Source organism: Dechloromonas denitrificans (assembly GCF_020510685.1).
Classification (GTDB): domain Bacteria; phylum Pseudomonadota; class Gammaproteobacteria; order Burkholderiales; family Rhodocyclaceae; genus Azonexus; species Azonexus denitrificans_A.
Genome location: NZ_CP075185.1, coordinates 4,538,713 through 4,555,403 on the forward strand (window position 1 = coordinate 4,538,713; position 16,691 = coordinate 4,555,403).

Here is a 16,691-nt window from a genome sequence, read left to right on the forward strand (position 1 = left end):
AGAGTCCGTTACACTCGCAAGGTTTTTGGACGAGGCATGTCTTGCACCCGCAAGTAAGCTGGATACTCAGCCGGCAAGCGGCATTGACAATCGCATTGGCACTCATTGCCGTGCTGTTTGTCGATGGGAATGCGGCAGTCTCTGTTCTGATCGGGGGATCAATTGGACTCATTGCGAATCTCGGATACGTTCTGAGAGCATTGCGGATGAGTTCAGGAAGCGACCCGATCAAGGCATATCGGGCGCAAGCCGGTGGGGAGGGGTTGAAGTTCATCCTGACTCTCGCTGGGTTTGCGCTGGTGTTTATAGGATTCAAGGAAGTCGCGGTCCTGCCGCTTTTTCTTGGGTACGCATCAACCTTCGTCATCTACTGGATGGCACTGCTGAAGCAACGCTAGGCTGACTGGAGAAAACATGAGCGCAGAAGGCGGCACCGCTGGTTATATTCAACACCACCTGACCAATCTCGCTGTCTGTGCAGACAGCGCCAAAGTTGATGGGGTATGTACCGGTTTCTGGACTTTCCATTTGGACACCTTGCTGGTTTCCGGCCTGCTGGGTCTGGTGGTTTTCGGCTTGATGGCCATGCTGGCCAGCAAAGCCACGGCTGGCATCCCGTCAGGCGGTCAGAACTTCGTCGAAATGGTGGTCGGCCTGGTCGATCAACAGGTTCGCGACACCTTCCACGGCAAGAGCGCCCTGGTTACCCCGCTGGCCATTACCATTTTCGTCTGGGTGTTCGTCATGAACGCCATGGACTTGATTCCGGTCGACTTCCTGCCGACCGCACTGCAAGCAGCCACCGGCAACCATCACCTGCCCTTCAAGTTCGTGCCGACCACCGACCCCAACCTGACCTTCGGCATGTCGATCAGCGTGTTCTTCATTTCGCTGTTCATGGGTCTGAAGGTCAAGGGTTTCAGCCATTTCATGCACGAAGTATTCGCGGTCCCGTTTGGCCTCAAGCTGGCGCCGATCAACTTCCTGTTCCGCGTCGTTGAAGAAATCGCCCGGCCGATCTCGCTGTCCCTGCGTCTCTTCGGCAACATGTACGCCGGTGAAATGGTCTTCATCCTGATCGCCCTGCTCGGTGTGTACCAGCTCCCCCTGGCTCTGCCCTGGGAACTGTTCCACATCCTGATCATTACCCTGCAAGCCTTCGTGTTCATGATGCTGACCATCGTGTACATGTCGATGGCCGCAGAATCGCACTAAGTCGTAGTAGCAGTTTTTAGTAGTTTTTAACTTTAACCCCGCAATAACCTACCTTACTGAGGAGTAAACATGGAACTCGCAACCGTCCTCTCCAACACCGCTATCGCTGTAGCCATCCTGATCGGCGCCGGCGCTCTGGGTACCGCCATCGGCTTTGGTATCCTGGGTGGCCGCTTCCTGGAAGGCGCTGCTCGCCAGCCGGAAATGATCCCCACACTGCAAGTCAAGATGTTCATCGTCGCCGGTCTGCTCGACGCCGTGACCATGATCGGTGTTGGTATCGCTCTGTTCCTGCTCTTCGCAAATCCGTTCCTGGCTCTGCTGTCGCACTAATCCGCGCCCCTGAAACCCTAATAACCAGGAGGTTAGCGTGAATATCAACGCTACACTGATTGGCCAGGCAATCTGGTTTGCACTCTTCATCTGGATCACGATGAAGTACGTTTGGCCCCCGCTGCAAAAAGCGATGGCTGAGCGTCAAGCACAGATAGCTGATGGCCTGGCTGCGGCCGAACGTGGCAAGCACGAACAAGAGCTCGCCGCCAAACGTTCCGCCGATGCGCTGCGTGAAGCCAAAGAGAAATCTGCGGATCTCGTCGCTCAAGCCGAAAAGCGTGCGCAGCAGATCGTCGAAGAAGCCAAAGGCAACGCCAAGGTAGAGGCCGACAAGGTCGTCGCCGGCGCCAAGGCCGAGATCGACCAGGAAGTCGAACGTGCCAAGCAGCAGTTGCGTGAGCGCGTAGCCGAACTGGCGGTTGTCGGTGCCGAGAAGATCCTGCGCAAGGAAATCAACGCGTCCGCGCATGCTGACATGCTGGTCGCCCTGAAACAGGACCTGTAAGCAATGGCTGAATCCGTAACTATCGCCCGTCCTTACGCCGAAGCCCTGTTCCGGGCAGCCAAGGAAAGCGGCAATCTGGCCAAATGGGCCGAGCCGGTTTCAACGCTCGCTCTGTTGGCCGGCAATCCCGAGGTCCGTTCGGCCATCGGAGATCCCAATGTGGCGGCCTCGCAACTGGTCGACCTCTTCCGGTCTGCCTGCGGTACGGCGGTAGATGCGGAGCTGGCGAACTTCATCCAGCTGCTGTCCAAAAACGACCGTCTGGGACTGTTGCCGGAAATTGGCGCTTTGTACGCAAGCTACAAGCAGGCCGAAGAAGGCACCAAACAAGCCGAGGTGATTTCGGCTTTCCCGATCGATGACAACCAGGTGAAAGCCCTGGTGCCCCAACTCGAAGCCTTCTTCAAGTCCCGGCTCGAGACCTCGGTGTCGGTTGATCCGACATTGATTGGTGGCATCAAGGTAATCGTTGGCGACCAGATGCTGGATGCTTCAGTCCGCGGCAAGCTCGACGCCATGGCTACGGCGCTGAACAACTAGGAGAATTTCATGCAGTTGAATCCTTCCGAAATTTCTGAACTGATCAAGAGCAAGATCCAGAACCTGCAAGGCGCATCGGAAGTGCGCACGCAGGGCACGGTAGTTTCCGTTACTGACGGTATCTGTCGTGTGCACGGCCTGCAAGACGTTATGCAGGGCGAAATGCTGGAATTCCCCGGCAACACCTTCGGCATGGCGCTCAACCTTGAGCGTGATTCCGTCGGCGCGGTGGTTCTTGGCCCCTACGAACACATCTCCGAAGGCGACATCGTCAAGACGACCGGTCGCATTCTGGAAGTCCCCGTTGGTCCTGAGTTGCTTGGCCGCGTGGTCAACTCGCTCGGCCAGCCGATCGACGGCAAGGGTCCGATCAATGCCAAGCAGACCGACAAGATCGAAAAGGTCGCACCGGGCGTTATTTGGCGTAAGTCGGTTTCCCAGCCGGTGCAAACCGGTCTGAAGTGCGTCGATGCCATGGTGCCGGTTGGCCGTGGCCAGCGCGAACTGATCATTGGTGACCGCCAGACCGGCAAGACCGCCGTTGCGGTCGACGCCATCATCAACCAGAAGGGCAAGAACCTCTTCTGCGTTTATGTCGCTATCGGCCAAAAAGCTTCGACCATCGCCAACGTCGTGCGCAAGCTCGAAGAAAACGGCGCGATGGAATACACCGTCGTCGTTGCTGCCTCGGCATCCGAATCCGCCGCTCTGCAGTACATCGCACCGTACTCCGGCTGCACGATGGGCGAATATTTCCGCGACCGTGGTCAAGATGCACTGATCGTTTATGACGATTTGACCAAGCAGGCCTGGGGCTACCGTCAGGTTTCCCTGCTGCTGCGCCGTCCGCCGGGCCGTGAAGCATACCCGGGCGACGTGTTCTATCTCCACTCACGTCTGCTGGAACGCGCTGCTCGTGTTTCCGAAGCCTGGGTCGAAAAGCTCAGCAATGGTGAAATCAAGGGCAAGACCGGTTCGTTGACCGCACTGCCGGTTATCGAAACGCAAGCCGGCGACGTTTCCGCCTTCGTTCCGACCAACGTGATTTCCATCACCGACGGCCAGATCTTCCTGGAAACGGACCTGTTCAACGCCGGTATCCGTCCTGCGATCAACGCCGGTATTTCGGTGTCCCGCGTCGGTGGCGCAGCCCAGACCAAGCTGATCAAGAAACTTGGCGGCGGTGTCCGTCTGGCTCTGGCTCAGTACCGCGAACTGGCTGCCTTCGCGCAGTTTGCTTCCGACCTCGACGAAGCCACCCGCAAGCAGCTGGAACGTGGCCGTCTGGTTACCGAGCTGATGAAGCAGCCCCAGTACGCTCCGATGAGCATCTCCGAAATGGCCGTCACGCTGTACGCAGCAGACAAGGGTTATTTCGACGACGTCGAAGTCAAGCGTGCTCTGGAATGCGAAAAGGCCATGATTGGTTACCTGAAGGCAAACTGCGCCGATGTCATGAACACCATGGAATCGACCGCCGACCTTAGCGCCGATAGCGAAAAGGCACTCGCCGCCGGTATCCAGGCTTTCAAGAGCAGCTGGGTCTGATCTAGGAGAAAGCCATGGCTAGCGGCAAGGAAATTCGCAACAAGATCAAGAGCGTCGAAAACACGCGCAAGATCACCAAGGCCATGGAAATGGTGGCCGCATCCAAAATGCGCAAAGCGCAGGACCGGATGCGTGCTGCCCGACCCTACGGCGAGAAGATCCGGCGCGTTGCAGGCAACCTGTCTCATGCTCTGACCGAGTACAAGCATCCTTTCCTGGTGAATCGCGAACAGGCCACCGTTGGCCTGGTTCTGATCACATCCGACAAGGGCTTGTGCGGCGGTCTGAACTCAAACCTCCTTCGTCTGGCAGTGACCAAGATGAAGGAATTTGATGCTCAGGGCAAAAAGTTTCAGGCAACCTGCATCGGCAACAAGGGCTTCGGTTTCATGCAGCGCTCCGGCGCCAAGATCGTTTCGCATGCAACGGGCCTGGGTGACACACCTCACCTGGAAAAGCTGATCGGGCCGGTCAAGATCCAACTCGACGCCTACATCAAGGGCGAAATCGACGCGCTTTACATCGGCTACAACCGCTTCGTCAATACGATGAAACAGGAGCCGGTGATCGAGCAACTGCTGCCGCTTTCGGGCGAAGCAGTCGGATCGTCGAAGACGAAGTGGGATTATGTCTATGAGCCGGAAGCCAAGTCGGTTATCGACGATCTGCTGATCCGTTACGTTGAAGCTTTGATTTATCAGGCAGTGGCTGAAAATATGGCCTCCGAGCAGTCCGCCCGGATGGTCGCCATGAAGTCCGCCTCGGATAACGCGAAGACCGTTATCGGTGAATTGAAGCTGGTCTATAACAAGACCCGTCAGGCTGCGATTACCAAGGAACTGTCGGAAATCGTGAGCGGCGCCGCCGCCGTCTGACGCAAACGCGAAGCATTTTATTTTTGGGGATTTGAATATGAGTCAAGGTTCAATCGTTCAGTGTATCGGCGCCGTTGTGGACATCCACTTCCCGCGCGACGCGATGCCGAAAGTCTACGACGCGCTCAAGCTGGATGCCGCCGAAGCAAATGGTATGGCTGAAGAAGGCCTTACCTTTGAAGTTCAGCAACAGCTGGGTGACGGCGTTGTCCGTACCATCGCCATGGGTTCATCCGACGGCCTGCGCCGCGGCATGAAGGTCAACAACACCGGTGCGGCGATTTCCGTACCGGTTGGTCCGGGCACGCTGGGTCGCATCATGGACGTGCTGGGTCGCCCGATCGACGAAGCCGGTCCGATCGAAGGCAACGAAGTTCGCCCGATTCACGCTCTGGCACCGAAATTCGACGAACTGTCTTCTTCGGTTGACCTGCTGGAAACCGGCATCAAGGTTATCGACCTGATCTGCCCGTTCGCCAAGGGCGGCAAGGTCGGTCTATTCGGTGGCGCCGGCGTCGGCAAGACCGTGAACATGATGGAGCTGATCAACAACATCGCCAAGCAACACTCGGGTCTGTCCGTGTTTGCCGGCGTCGGTGAGCGTACCCGTGAAGGTAACGACTTCTACCACGAAATGAAGGACTCCAACGTTCTCGACAAGGTGGCGATGGTGTTCGGTCAGATGAACGAACCCCCGGGCAACCGTCTGCGCGTCGCGCTGACCGGTCTGACCATGGCCGAGCGTTTCCGTGACGATGGCCGTGACATCCTGCTGTTCATCGACAACATCTACCGTTTCACGCTGGCCGGTACCGAAGTGTCCGCACTGCTCGGCCGGATGCCTTCCGCCGTGGGCTATCAGCCGACGCTGGCTGAAGAAATGGGCCGCCTGCAAGAGCGTATCACCTCGACCAAGGTTGGCTCGATCACCTCCATCCAGGCCGTTTACGTGCCTGCCGATGACTTGACCGACCCGTCCCCGGCAACCACCTTCCTGCACTTGGACTCGACGGTCGTGCTGTCGCGTGACATCGCCTCGCTGGGTATCTACCCGGCTGTCGATCCGCTCGACTCGACGTCCCGCCAGCTCGACCCGCAAGTTGTCGGCGAAGAGCACTACGCGGTAGCCCGTGCCGTCCAGATGACGCTCCAGAAGTACAAGGAATTGCGCGACATCATCGCGATTCTGGGTATGGACGAGTTGTCGCCGGAAGACAAGCTGGCCGTTTCCCGTGCCCGTAAGATTCAGCGCTTCCTGTCCCAGCCTTTCCACGTTGCCGAAGTCTTCACCGGCTCGCCGGGCAAGTACGTTTCCCTCAAGGACACGATCAAGGGCTTCAAGGGCATTTGCGCTGGCGAATACGATCACCTGCCGGAACAAGCGTTCTACATGGTCGGCGGTATCGAGGAAGTCATCGAAAAGGCCAAGACGCTGCAATAACGCGTCTTCAGCATAGGAGCCAATCATGGCAATTTCTGTTCATTGTGATGTCGTCAGCGCCGAAGAGTCGATCTTCTCGGGCGTGGTCGAACTTGCCGTCTTTCCTGGTGAAGCCGGTGAGCTCGGCATTCTGCCGCGGCATACACCGCTGCTGACTCGCATCAAGCCAGGCACCATCCGTTTGAAGGTGCTCGGTCAAAGCGAGTTTGAGCTGGTTTATGTATCGGGTGGCATGCTCGAAGTTCAACCCGACATGATTACCGTGTTGGCTGATACTGCGATTCGCGCTCACGATCTGGACGAAGCCAAGGCCCTGGAAGCCAAGAAGCATGCCGAGGAAGCTCTCGCCAACCGGCACGCCGAAATGGATTACGCGACTGCGGAAGCCGAGCTGGCTCAAGCCATCGCTCAGCTGCAAACGATCCAGCGTCTGCGCAAGCACACGCACTAATTTCCCTTCCGGGAGCAAAAAGGGCAGCCTAGGCTGCCCTTTTTATTTGTCCTGAATTTACTGCCCAGGGTCAGAGGCGGGCGATTTTCTTTTCGAGTCGGGCTAGGCCATCGCGTAACTCATTGACCTCGCAGCAAAACGCGTCGATATCGCGATTCGGGACCAGCAGCAGTGAATCTTCCGTCGCATATTCGATGACATTTTCCGCCAGCCGCTTGGCGCTCTCCTGAAAATGGCCGGCCAATCCCGCCCCAAGCATGCTCAGGCGACGGGCCGGGATATCGCCAATCAGACCGGCCAGGTCGCTCTCGACATCCCAGCGCAGGTTACGGAAAACGAACGCCAGACTCTCGGCGATATCGGCAGAACCCGAGAGTTTGACCGTCGAGAACAGATTCTGCCGATCGACAATGAATTTGACGGCCGTATCGGCGGGCAGCGTCAGCGTGACATCGGGTTGCTTGGCGCGGTCCCCGCAGCTACGGAAAAAGCCCCGCTCGTCGATCACCAGATCAAAGGAAATCGGCCCGGCCTCGATCAATACCTGGGCCCCGGCAAACGGCCGCAAACGCTCCTGCGCCCAGGTTTCACCTTGCAGGAGATGATTCAGGGCGGCGAAAATCAGCTTGTCGATGCCAGCCATCGTTACGAAACCTAGAACTTGTAGCCCCGGTGCAGTGCAACGACACCCAGCGCCAAATTGAAATACTCCACTTTTTCAAGCCCAGCCTGTTCCATCATCGCCTTCAACTCTTCCTGTCCGGGATGAACCCGGATCGATTCGGACAGATAACGATAACTTTCCGAGTCGTTGGTAACCAGCTTGCCTACGCGTGGAATCACCTGGAAGGAGTAGAAATCGTAGAGGGGAGCCAAAGGCTTCCATACCTGCGAAAACTCGAGCACCAGCAAACGCCCGCCGGGACGCAAAACACGGCGCATTTCGGCAATCGCCGCATCCTTGTGGGTCATGTTGCGCAGGCCGAAAGCGACGGTCACGCAATCGAACCAGTCATCGGGAAAGGGCAGCTTTTCGGCATCACACTGCGCCACCGGCAGCATATAGCCTTTGTCGAGCAGACGATCCCGGCCACGGGCCAACATCGCATTGTTGATATCGGTGAGCCAGACCTGACCGCTTTTTCCGACCTTTTTGGCAAAGGCCAACGACAGATCACCGGTGCCGCCGGCGACATCGAGGACGCGAGAGCCTTCGCGAACACCGCTGCGCTGAATGGTGAAAGCTTTCCATAGCCGGTGCATGCCGCCCGACATCAGATCGTTCATCAGGTCATAACGGCTGGCGACGGAGTCGAAAACATCGGCAACTCGCCGGGACTTTTCCTGCTCGGCCACGGTTTCGTAGCCAAAATGGGTAGTATCGTTTTTCATGTTTTTAGTGATGGTGACCGCAGCTGCCGGCGGCCGGGCGGGAAGAGGTATCGATGTCGCGCGACAAACCCTGGGCTTCGATCTGGTTCAGGTAGTCCTGCCACAGTTCGTCGTGATGCTTGCCGAGGTTGTACAGCAGATCCCAGGAATAAAGGCCGCTGTCGTGGCCATCGGAAAAGACCAAACGCACGGCATAGGTACCGACCGGTTCGATGCGTTCGATATCGACATTGCGTTTGCCGGTCTGCAGCGTTTCCTGGCCGGGGCCATGCCCGCGAGCCTCGGCTGAGGGCGTAAAGACCCGGAGAAACTCGAAATCCAGCGTGTAGCGCTCGCCATTTTCGTAACCGAGTTGGAGCAACCGGGATTTCTGGTGCAACTTTATTTCACTCGGTATCGGCGTATCCCGATCAATGCCAGCCATATCGTCCTCCATGGTGAGGGCGCTAGTTTAGCGCACTCACCCAACCGCCGCCGCAAGATACGTCAAAGCACCTGATAGCTGATGCGATCGAAATCGGTGCCGCGCTGGAGGACGTGGAGCATCCGCAGTTGCCAGGTCTCCTCGCCGCAGTAGGCTTCAAGAATCCGACTGGCCTGGTACATCCCGGCCGGCAAGACCAGCGATCCCTCTTCCTTGATCGCCGGCACCGGCGGCAATTGGAAGGCCGGCACGTAACGGTCGCTGACGCCGCCGCCGGTTGCCACCAAACGCACGCCGATGGCACTAGGCATACCCGGCAGGATGGCCACGCCAACAATCAGGCCGCCAGACTGTTCCTGCATCAGCCAGGTGGCATGGACCAGCAGGAAATGCTCGCCATCATGCGGGCGAACCGCCAGCAGCTCGCCATGCGTCACCTTCTGGCCGGCGTTGCTCCGCCCGAGCCGGAAACCGTTGGCGGAATGGTTGATCACCGACCACTCGTCGAGCGGGAAACTGATATGCGGCGTGATATTCAGCGACTGTCCCGGATCGGCCCGGTCGCGGAAAGTGAACAGTTGGTCGAATTCGCCGCGGGAATAGGCACTGGCCGAATCCGGCTGGACGAACTCCCGCCCGCTGATAAAGAAATGCATGGCCTCGAAGCCGGCGGCAACCTGGGCAATTCCTTCCGTGGCGAAGCGCCGGAATTTGCGCGGCGATGCCGACTGCGTCCACGGCCGCGACAGATGTTCGAGCAACTGAATGACATGGCTGCTGGTTTCCTCGCCCAGACCCAGCTGCGAAGGCGTTACACGCTGCCTGAGCTGGCTCAGCAGGTAGCCGATCTGCAAGCCGATGCGTGTCGTGTCGAGCCGGCGCAGATCGTTGCTCGGACCATCGGCGATGGCGCTCGGATGCAGCGGCATGTCCTTCATCAAGGCGACGACATAGGGCGGCTCCTCGAGATCGTCTTCGAGCCGATGGATCGAGATCAACGGGGCCCACATCCCGGCCCAGCGCCTGATCAAATTCAGATTGCGGACACTGTTGCTGTAGGGGCTGGCAATATCGATCAGCAGCAGGGTGGCGTAGGCGGCGGCACAGTGGGTCGCCTGCAGCGTATTTTCCAGCAAGTCCTCGACCGGCGTGTAGGCAACGCCCCATTCCTCGGCCGTTTCGTAATAGCCATGCAATTCCAGCCAGATGCCTTCCGGCAACTCCCGGCGGGCGCGAAAGTGTTCGAGGATGACCATCCCGGTGTAATAGAGGCAGCGATGCAGCAAAGTGGCCATCAACGCCGCATACTGGGGATTTTCGGCATCCGGCTCCTCAAGGCGGGCGCACAACGAGTAGGCCTTGCTCATCTTGCGCCAGGCCGACACCACCATCTGGAAGTTGAGTTCCTCCTCGTCGGACAGAATCAGTGGCTTGTTGTGATAGCGCCGGGCCATTTCCTCCTCGACGAAGCACATCGGAACGCGGGCCCGTTCGAGCAGGCTGAGCAAAATCCCCGGGTCGGGCGGGGCGGTCAGCAGCGCGTCGAGAAATGCCATCAACTGTTGTTCGGCAACCGCCGGATTGGCCAATGAGAGTTGTGCGAGGTAACTCTCGCCGGACTGCAAATCGGAAATCGTCAGTGGCGTGGTATTGGCGGTCGTATTCATGATGACTCCAGCCTTAATGTTCGACAGTTGCCAGTTCATGCGACAAGGCTTGCGCCAGGTCGTCGTCGCTTACGCTGTGGCGGTGCGCCAGGCCGTCGCGATGCACGGCGCCCCAGATCGGCTCGGGAAAATGCCGGTCATCGAGCCAGCGGGGAATGACATGCCAGTGCACATGCGGAACCATGTTGCCGAAGCTGGCAAGGTTGATTTTGTCCGGCGCGAATAGCCTGCGCACCACCGCTTCCACGGCGAAGACCACCACCATCAGGAATTGCTGCTGGCCGCGATCCAGGTCGGTCATTTCGCGGGCATGGGCGTTCCAGATCACCCGACAAAAGCCTGGGTAATACGGATCGTCGACCCGCACCACCCGACAGGCCGGCGAGTCCCAGACAACCAGCCCACCGGGGTTGGTGCATAACTCACAAGGCGGGGCGGCACTATTCATGGTTAACACTCCGGGGACATTGCAAGCATTACACCAGCCTACGAATACCGCAAGGCGCTACCGCATGTTAAGGAACTATTTCACGATAACGCCTTGAACCGCCCGCTCAGAGCAGAACGCGCTCGATACCGCCGCTGTTTGCCTGACCGACGTAATCCGCCATCCAGTTTTCGCCGAGCAGGTGCTTGGCCATTTCGACGACGATATAGTCCGCCTTGGTATCGGCATCGTCATCGTAACGGGACAGACCCTGCAGACAAGCCGGGCAGGACGTGAGGATCTTCACATCGCCGCTGAAACCGTCAGCTCGCAGCTTGGCCGCGCCTTTTTCGATCTCTTCCTGCTTGCGGAATTTGACCTGGGTCGCGATATCCGGACGGGAATAAGCGAAAGAGCCAGCGTCGCCGCAGCAGCGGTCGGTCAGCGGCACTTCCTGGCCCATCAGCGTCTTGGTGACGAGGAGCGGGGCATAGGACTTCATCGGGGTATGGCAGGGGTCATGGTACATGTAGCGCGTACCCTGAACGCCTTCCAGCTTGATGCCCTTTTCCATCAGGTACTCATGGATGTCGAGCAGGCGGCAGCCGGGGAAGATCTTCTCGAACTGGTACTTCTGCAGTTGATCCATGCAGGTGCCGCAGGAGACGATCACCGTCTTGATGTCGAGATAATTCAGCGTATTGGCGACCCGGTGGAACAGTACGCGGTTCTCGGTGGTGATCTTCTGGCCTTTATCGGCATCGCCGGAGGCGTTCTGCGGATAGCCGCAGCACAGGTAACCCGGCGGCAGTACGGTGGTTACGCCGATTTCGTAAAGCATTGCCTGGGTCGCCAGACCGACTTGCGAGAACAGGCGCTCCGAGCCGCAACCCGGGAAATAGAAGACCGCATCCGACTCTTCGCTGGTCTTCTGCGGATTGCGAATCACCGGGATGACCTTGTCGTCCTCGATATCGAGCAGAGCGCGCGAAGTGCGCTTCGGCAAGTTGCCCGGCATCGGTCGGTTCATGAAGTGGATGATCTGCGTCTTCACCGATGGCGCACCGAGCGTCGCCGGCGGATGCTTGCGACTGTCCTGGGTCAGGCCGAGGGCCTTGGCCGCTTTGTGGGCCAGACGCTGGGCCTTGAAGCCGAAGTCCATCATGCCGAAGCGCATCAGCTTGATGGTCGCCGGGTCCTTCAGGTTGAGGTAGGTCATCGCCGCGAACGTGCCGGGGCTGAAGCGTTTCTTCTCCTGCTTGCGGAGGAAATTGCGCATCGCCACCGACACATCGCCGAAGTCGATATCGACCGGGCAGGGCTTCAGGCAGCGGTGGCAGACCGTGCAGTGGTCGGCGACATCGTTGAATTCGTCGAAATGCTTCAGCGAAATACCGCGCCGGGTCTGCTCCTCATAAAGAAAGGCCTCGACCAGCAGCGAAGTCGCCAGGATCTTGTTGCGCGGGCTGTACAACAGGTTGGCGCGCGGCACATGGGTCGAGCAGACCGGCTTGCACTTGCCGCAGCGCAGGCAGTCCTTGACCATGTCGGAGATCTTGCCGATCTCCGACTGCTCCATGATCAGCGATTCGGTGCCCAGCAGGCTGAACGACGGCGTGTAGGCATTGCCCATGTCGCCACCGGCCATCAGTTTGCCCTTGTTGAAATGGCCCTGCGGGTCAACTTTCTGCTTGTAGGCGCGGAAGGGGCCGATTTCCTCGTCGGTCAGGAACTCCAGCTTGGTGATGCCGATGCCGTGTTCGCCGGAAATCACGCCGTCCAGACCGCGGGCCAGATGCATGATGCGCTCGACGGCCTTGTTGGCCGTTTGCAGCATCTCGTAATTGTCCGAGTTGACCGGGATGTTGGTATGCACATTGCCGTCGCCGGCGTGCATGTGCAGCGCGACGAAGACGCGGCCGCGCAGCACTTCCTTGTGGATGGCTTCGATCCGCTCGAGGATCGGCCGATAAACGCTGCCATCGAAGATCTTGGTCAGCCGCGCTTGCAGCTCCTGTTTCCACGACACCCGCACCGAATAATCCTGCAGCCGGTGGAAGAGGCGGGGATTCTCGGCCCGGTTGGTCAGCTCGCCGGCCTGCACGCCGTAGGATTGGAAGCGCGATTCGGCTTCGGCCAGCGGCAGGTCGAGATTGTCGAGCAGCCATTCCCAGCGCAGGCGAACGGCTTCGACGTAATCGAGCGCCGCCTGGCGGCGGTCGCCAATCAGCACCGCGCTGTCGAGATTGGCATCGCCGGCGTGCAGCGGCAGTTCGCCCTTGAGGAACTGGCTCAGCGCAGCGCACAAGGCCAGCTTGTTCTGCGTGGACAGCTCGATGTTGATGCGCTCGATACCATCGCAATAGTCGCCCATGCGCGGCAATGGGATGACCACATCCTCATTGACCTTGAAAGCATTGGTATGGCGCGAAATGGCGGCGGTGCGCGAACGGTCGAGCCAGAATTTCTTGCGCGTTTCGGCATCCACCGCGATGAAACCTTCTGCCGCGCGCCGATTGCACATGCGCACGACAGCGGAAGCGGCGGCCATCACGGCATTCTCGTCATGGCCGACGAGGTCGCCGAACAGCACCATTTTCGGCCGACCGTGGCGCTTGGCCTTGGTCGCGTAACCGACCGCCTTGACGTAGCGCTCGTCGAGGTGTTCGAGGCCGGCCAGCAGCACCCCTGCGCTATGCCCGGCACCACCCGGTTTGAAGTAATCGGTGATCTCGACAATGGCGGGCACGGCTTCGCGCACCTGGCCGAAGAATTCGAGGCAGACGGTGCGCGTCACCGGCGGCATCTTGTGCAGCACCCAGCGCGCCGCGACGATGATGCCGTCAGTGCCTTCCTTCTGTACCCCGGGCACGCCGCCGAGGAATTTGTCGGTGACGTCCTTGCCCAGCCCGACTTTGCGGCAGGCCGCGCCGGGCATGGTCAGAATCTCTTCGCCGAGGAACTTCTTGCCGCTCGGATCGAAGCGTTTCAGGCGGAACTCGACGTTTTCCTGCTCGTGGATCTTGCCGTAGTTGTGATTGACCCGTTCGACTTCCAGCCAGTTGCCGTCCGGATCGACCATCTTCCACCAGGCCAGGTTGTCAAGCGCGGTACCCCACAGCACGGCCTTCTTGCCGCCGGCATTCATCGCGATGTTGCCGCCGATGCAGGAAGCGGAAGCCGAGGTCGGGTCGACCGCGAAGACGCGGCCGGCCAGCGAGGCGGCTTCGGCGACCCGGTCGGTGACCACACCGGCGCCGGTGCGAATCGTCGCGTACGGGGTTTCATGGCCGGCCAGCACCAATTCCTCGACCGGACCGATATCGATCAGCTTCTCGGTATTGATCACCGCCGCGTAAGGGGTCAGCGGAATGGCGCCGCCGGTATAACCGGTGCCGCCCCCGCGCGGAATGATGGTCAGGCCGGCTTCGATGCAGCCGCGCACGAGATGGCCGATTTCCTCTTCGGTGTCCGGATAAAGGACGACGAAGGGGTATTCGACACGCCAGTCGGTCGCATCGGTGACGTGCGAGACGCGGGCCAGACCATCGAAGGCGATATTGTCCTTGCGCGTGTGCTTGCCGAGAACCTTCAATACCTTGCGCCGCAGATCGATGGTCTGGCCGAAATGTTCGGCGAAACGATCGACCGCCCGCTGTGCCGCTTCGACCAGATGCTTGACCTTCTCCGAACGCTCCGCATCTTCGCTTTCGCTCGAATGCCGGCGCTTTTCGACCTCGCTCAGACGGTGGCGCAGGGCATTGACCAGCGCGTCGCGGCGCTCGCGATTGTCGAGCAGGTCGTCTTCCAGGTACGGGTTGCGCTGCACGACCCAGATGTCGCCGAGCACCTCGTAGAGCATGCGCGCCGAACGACCGGTGACGCGCTCGCTGCGCAGTTCGTCGAGAACGGCCCAGTTATCGGGCCCAAGCAGGCGGATGACGATCTCGCGATCGGAAAACGAGGTGTAGTTGTACGGAATTTCGCGCAAGCGAGCAGTCATAAGGCGACCAGAATCAGAAGCGTTAAAGGACGGATTTTAGCGTACCGGAGAGGCCGCCAACGTGTTCGGAGGCCTTTCGACACAAATACACAGCCAGTGTTCGCGCTTATTTTGCACTGATCGCCAGACAGCGCCAAAACCACAGACCGTTCTGGTCAGCGCCGGTCGGGCCGGGCAACGATCACGGACAAGCGCTTTCCGCCGTGACGTTTGGCCGCGCCAGCCGTAGAATCCTCTCTTTGCCCTGAAGAATCGCGCCATGCATCCGGACTATCTTGAAAAAGTTCTCAACGCCCAGGTTTACGATGTGGCGATCGAAACGCCGCTCGAACTGGCCAACAACCTTTCCGCCCGGAGCGGCAACAAGATTATTCTGAAGCGCGAAGACATGCAGCCGGTGTTTTCCTTCAAGCTGCGCGGCGCCTACAACAAGATCGCCAGCCTGTCGGCCGAAAAAATGAAACGCGGCGTGATCTGCGCCTCGGCCGGCAATCACGCCCAGGGCGTAGCCCTGTCGGCCGCCAAGCTGGGTTGCCGGGCGGTCATCGTCATGCCGACCTCGACGCCGGCCATCAAGGTCGATGCCGTCCGCGCCCGCGGCGGCGAAGTCGTGCTGCACGGTGACTCCTTCGATGACTCCTACGCCCATGCGCTGGAACTGGAAAAGGCCGAGAAACTGACCTTCGTCCATCCCTTCGACGATCCCGAAGTGATCGCCGGGCAGGGCACCGTCGCCATGGAAATTCTCCGTCAGCACTCGCGCCACAGCGGGCCGATCCACGCCGTGTTCTGCGCCATCGGCGGCGGCGGCCTGGCCGCCGGGGTGGCCGCCTACATCAAGCGCCTGCAACCGCACATCAAGGTCATCGGCGTCGAGACTTTCGACGCCGATGCGATGAAGCAGTCGATTGCCGCCGGTAAGCGGGTCCGTCTCGACCAGGTCGGTCTCTTTTCCGACGGCACCGCGGTCAAGTATGTCGGCGAGGAAACCTTCCGCTTGTGCAAGGAATATCTCGACGACATCGTGCTGGTCGACACCGACGCCATCTGCGCGGCGATCAAGGACGTTTTCGAGGACACCCGTTCGATCGTCGAGCCAGCCGGCGGGCTGGCCGTTGCCGGGGCCAAGGAGTACGCCCGCCTGCACAAGCTGAAGGACAAGAACCTGATCGCCGTGACCTCCGGCGCCAACATGAATTTCGACCGCCTGCGCTTTGTCGCCGAGCGGGCCGAGGTCGGCGAGCGGCGCGAAGCCGTGCTGGCGGTGACGCTGCCGGAAAAGCCTGGGGCCTACAAGAAGTTCCTCGGGCTGATCGGCAAGCGCAACATCACCGAATTCAACTATCGCTACCACACGGCCAGCGAAGCCCATGTTTTCGTCGGCATCCAGGTCGGCGACCGCCACGAATCCGGCAAGCTGGTCGAGCAACTGGTCAAGCACGGCTACCCGGCACTCGATCTGACCGATGACGAGATGGCGAAGAACCATATCCGCCATATGGTCGGCGGCCACGCGGCGCAAGTCTGCGAAAAGGGCATGCGCGAACTGCTCTACCGCTTCGAATTCCCCGAAAAACCGGGTGCCCTGATGAACTTCCTGACCCAGATGAGCGCCGGCTGGAACATCAGCCTGTTCCACTACCGCAACCACGGCGCCGACTACGGCCGCGTGCTGGTCGGCATGCAGGTGCCGCCGAACGACATGGGGCAGTTCAAGGATTTCCTGAAAAACCTCGGCTACGCCCACTGGGATGAGAGCGAAAACCCGGCCTACAAGCTCTTTCTCGGCTGACTTCCCGGATTCGGGGCGGCCCAGGGCGAACGAAACCCCGGAAGACCGGGATGACCTCCGCAGCGCACGGCGATC

At 59.6% G+C, this 16,691-nt stretch carries 16 protein-coding genes; 10 read left to right on the top strand and 6 right to left on the bottom strand.

The genetic code is table 11. The features are described from left to right. Positions 1-41 precede the first annotated feature (41 nt). From KI611_RS21635 to KI611_RS21675, 9 genes are all read left to right on the top strand, one after another. On the top strand, positions 42-398 hold the full coding sequence (locus tag KI611_RS21635; RefSeq protein ID WP_226417716.1) for an ATP synthase subunit I: 357 nt from the start codon (positions 42-44) through the stop codon (positions 396-398). Between the two features lie 16 nt (positions 399-414). After that, positions 415-1,215: a F0F1 ATP synthase subunit A gene (gene atpB / locus KI611_RS21640; RefSeq protein ID WP_226417717.1), complete on the top strand. Its 801-nt coding sequence runs from the start codon at positions 415-417 to the stop codon at positions 1,213-1,215. Between the two features lie 69 nt (positions 1,216-1,284). Further along, positions 1,285-1,548, top strand: coding sequence for a F0F1 ATP synthase subunit C (atpE, locus tag KI611_RS21645; protein ID WP_226403060.1), 264 nt, complete (start codon positions 1,285-1,287; stop codon positions 1,546-1,548). Between the two features lie 37 nt (positions 1,549-1,585). After that, positions 1,586-2,056 (top strand): F0F1 ATP synthase subunit B, encoded by a 471-nt coding sequence (locus KI611_RS21650; protein WP_226417718.1) that lies wholly within the window; start codon positions 1,586-1,588, stop codon positions 2,054-2,056. Between the two features lie 3 nt (positions 2,057-2,059). After that, positions 2,060-2,596: a F0F1 ATP synthase subunit delta gene (locus tag KI611_RS21655; protein ID WP_226417719.1), complete on the top strand. Its 537-nt coding sequence runs from the start codon at positions 2,060-2,062 to the stop codon at positions 2,594-2,596. Positions 2,597-2,605: 9 nt separating this feature from the next. After that, entirely contained in the window at positions 2,606-4,144 is a 1,539-nt protein-coding gene (atpA, locus tag KI611_RS21660) for a F0F1 ATP synthase subunit alpha (protein ID WP_226417720.1), read from the top strand. Between the two features lie 14 nt (positions 4,145-4,158). After that, complete coding sequence (gene atpG / locus KI611_RS21665) at positions 4,159-5,019, top strand: F0F1 ATP synthase subunit gamma (RefSeq protein ID WP_226417721.1); 861 nt, start codon at positions 4,159-4,161, stop codon at positions 5,017-5,019. A gap of 37 nt (positions 5,020-5,056) precedes the next feature. Then, positions 5,057-6,460: a F0F1 ATP synthase subunit beta gene (gene atpD / locus KI611_RS21670; protein ID WP_226417722.1), complete on the top strand. Its 1,404-nt coding sequence runs from the start codon at positions 5,057-5,059 to the stop codon at positions 6,458-6,460. Between the two features lie 25 nt (positions 6,461-6,485). Further along, positions 6,486-6,911: a F0F1 ATP synthase subunit epsilon gene (locus KI611_RS21675; protein WP_226417723.1), complete on the top strand. Its 426-nt coding sequence runs from the start codon at positions 6,486-6,488 to the stop codon at positions 6,909-6,911. A 70-nt stretch (positions 6,912-6,981) separates the two neighbouring features. Here KI611_RS21675 and KI611_RS21680 read toward each other — a convergent pair whose 3' ends face one another. The 6 genes from KI611_RS21680 to KI611_RS21705 form a co-directional block, all read right to left on the bottom strand. After that, on the bottom strand, positions 6,982-7,554 hold the full coding sequence (locus KI611_RS21680; RefSeq protein WP_226417724.1) for an SCP2 domain-containing protein: 573 nt from the start codon (positions 7,552-7,554) through the stop codon (positions 6,982-6,984). 11 nt (positions 7,555-7,565) lie between these two features. After that, on the bottom strand, positions 7,566-8,303 hold the full coding sequence (ubiE, locus tag KI611_RS21685) for a bifunctional demethylmenaquinone methyltransferase/2-methoxy-6-polyprenyl-1,4-benzoquinol methylase UbiE (protein WP_226417725.1): 738 nt from the start codon (positions 8,301-8,303) through the stop codon (positions 7,566-7,568). 4 nt (positions 8,304-8,307) lie between these two features. After that, a complete protein-coding gene (locus KI611_RS21690) occupies positions 8,308-8,727 on the bottom strand; it encodes a gamma-butyrobetaine hydroxylase-like domain-containing protein (RefSeq protein WP_226417726.1) in 420 nt (139 codons plus the stop codon). A 62-nt stretch (positions 8,728-8,789) separates the two neighbouring features. Next, the gene (locus KI611_RS21695; protein ID WP_226417727.1) at positions 8,790-10,394 is read right to left on the bottom strand and encodes a hypothetical protein; all 1,605 of its coding nucleotides are present in this window, start codon (positions 10,392-10,394) and stop codon (positions 8,790-8,792) included. A gap of 13 nt (positions 10,395-10,407) precedes the next feature. Further along, positions 10,408-10,842 (bottom strand): HIT family protein, encoded by a 435-nt coding sequence (locus KI611_RS21700; RefSeq protein ID WP_226417728.1) that lies wholly within the window; start codon positions 10,840-10,842, stop codon positions 10,408-10,410. Between the two features lie 106 nt (positions 10,843-10,948). After that, positions 10,949-14,824, bottom strand: a complete 3,876-nt coding sequence (locus tag KI611_RS21705) for a DUF3683 domain-containing protein (RefSeq protein ID WP_226417729.1) — start codon at positions 14,822-14,824, stop codon at positions 10,949-10,951. A gap of 259 nt (positions 14,825-15,083) precedes the next feature. Between KI611_RS21705 and ilvA the strand changes: the two genes are divergently transcribed. Beyond that, entirely contained in the window at positions 15,084-16,616 is a 1,533-nt protein-coding gene (gene ilvA, locus KI611_RS21710) for a threonine ammonia-lyase, biosynthetic (RefSeq protein ID WP_226417730.1), read from the top strand. The last annotated feature ends 75 nt before the right edge of the window (positions 16,617-16,691 follow it).